Below are 1,956 nucleotides of genomic sequence, written 5' to 3' on the forward strand. Positions count from 1 at the left end.
GAGCCAGGGTGAGGTTGCAACCAAACGCACGCGGACGAGCCGGGTGCGGCTGCTGCTGATCCTGCCGGTCGGCGCGGTCATGTGGGTGCCGTTCTTCAACCGAATCGAGCCGGCGCTGTTCGGCATCCCGTTCTTCTACTGGTACCAGCTGGCGTGGATCCTGCTGTGCGCGGTGGTGGTCGGCATCGTCTATCTGGCCGAGCACTGAGGGCGGACGGCGATGGATGTCACCGCGACCGCCGTCTTCGTGGCGCTGTTCCTGCTGATCACCGCGATCGGGTTCCTGGCGGGGCGGTGGCGGCGCGGCGATCTGACGCAGCTGCACGAATGGGGTCTCGGCGGCCGGCGGTTCGGCACGCTGGTGACGTGGTTCCTGCTCGGCGGCGACCTGTACACCGCCTATACGTTCATCGCGGTGCCGGCGCTGGTCTATGGGGCGGGGGCGATCGGCTTCTTCGCGGTGCCCTATACGATCCTGGTCTATCCGCTGCTGTATCTGGCGTTCCCCCGCCTGTGGACGATCGCGCACCGGCACGGCTACGTCACCGCGTCGGATTTCGTGCGCGGCCGGTTCGGCAACCGCTGGCTGGCACTGGCGGTGGGCGTGACCGGCATCGTGGCGACCATGCCCTATATCGCGCTGCAGCTGGTCGGCATGCAGGTGGTGATCGGCGCGCTCGGGTTTCCGGCCGGCGGCTGGGTCGGCGACCTGCCGCTGGTGATCGCCTTCGTCATCCTCGCCGCCTTCACCTATTCGAGCGGGCTGCGCGCGCCGGCGATGATCGCGGTGGTCAAGGATCTGCTGATCTACCTGACCGTGTTCGCGGCGATCATCGTCATCCCGGCGCATCTCGGCGGCTACGGGCAGGTGTTCAGCGCGGTCGAGGCGAAGAAGCTGCTGCTGGCCGCCCCCGGTCCCGGCTCGCTCGGCAGCTACAGCGCCTATGCGACGCTCGCCTTCGGCTCGGCGCTGGCGCTGTTCCTGTATCCGCATTCCTTCACCGCCGTCCTGAGTTCGTCGAGCGCGCAGGTGATCCGGCGCAACGCGGCGATCCTGCCGGCCTATTCGCTGGTGCTCGGGCTGCTGGCGCTGCTCGGCTTCATGGCGGTCGCGGTGGGCGTCGCGCACATGCCGCAATTCGCCGCGGGCTTTGCCGAGTACCGCAACAACTACGCGGTGCCGGCGCTGCTGCTGGCGTCGTTTCCGTCCTGGTTCGTCGGCATCGCCTTCGCCGCCATCGCGATCGGCGCGCTGGTGCCGGCGGCGATCATGTCGATCGCGACGGCCAACATCTTCACCCGCAACATCTATCGCGAGTTCATCAACCCGCGCTGCACCGACGCGCAGGAGAGCCAGGTGGCGAAGCTGGTGTCGCTGCTGGTCAAGGCCGGCGCGCTGGTGTTCATCTTCGCGCTCGACGTGCCGTATGCGCTGCAGCTGCAGCTGCTCGGCGGGGTGTGGATCATCCAGGTGCTGCCGTCGGTGCTGCTCGGCGCATACCTGCGGCGGCTGAACGGCTGGGCGCTGCTGATCGGCTGGGCGGTGGGGACCGGCATCGCGACGGCGATGGCCGCCTCGCTCGGGTTCAAGGCGGCGATCTATCCGCTGCACATCCTCGGCGTGACGGTGCCGTGCTTCATCGCGGTGTCGTCGCTGGCGGTGAACCTGATCGTGTCGCTGCTGCTGTCGCTGGTGTTCGATCCGTTCAGCCGGCGCAGCCGCGCGGGCCTGGTCATCCTGCGCGATGCGGCCTGACCGGGCGCCGCCATCGCGGGCGGTAGCGTGGCCGGCTTGGCCGGTCTATCAACGAAGCGTGATCGCCGAAGGTCCGCGCCGATGACCGAGCCCGCCCCGAACCTGCGTCTGACGCTGCGCATCGACCATGCGGGCAAGCATATGCTCGGCCCGGGCAAGGTGCGGCTGCTGGAAATGATCGGCCAGCACGGGTCGATCTC

At 68.5% G+C, this 1,956-nt stretch carries 2 protein-coding genes; both read left to right on the plus strand.

The genetic code is table 11. The annotated features are described in order from the left end of the window. Window positions 1–208 (plus strand): DUF3311 domain-containing protein (locus tag B8460_RS06970; RefSeq protein WP_052945160.1); only part of this gene is annotated, 208 nt, incomplete at its 5' end. A gap of 12 nt (window positions 209–220) precedes the next feature. After that, window positions 221–1,756 carry a monocarboxylate uptake permease MctP gene (mctP, locus tag B8460_RS06975; RefSeq protein WP_048860860.1) on the plus strand — a complete coding sequence of 512 codons (1,536 nt, stop codon included), beginning with the start codon at window positions 221–223 and terminating at the stop codon, window positions 1,754–1,756. The last annotated feature ends 200 nt before the right edge of the window (window positions 1,757–1,956 follow it).

It is taken from the genome of Acidisphaera rubrifaciens HS-AP3 (assembly GCF_000964365.1).
In the GTDB taxonomy this organism is placed as follows: Bacteria; Pseudomonadota; Alphaproteobacteria; order Acetobacterales; family Acetobacteraceae; genus Acidisphaera; species Acidisphaera rubrifaciens.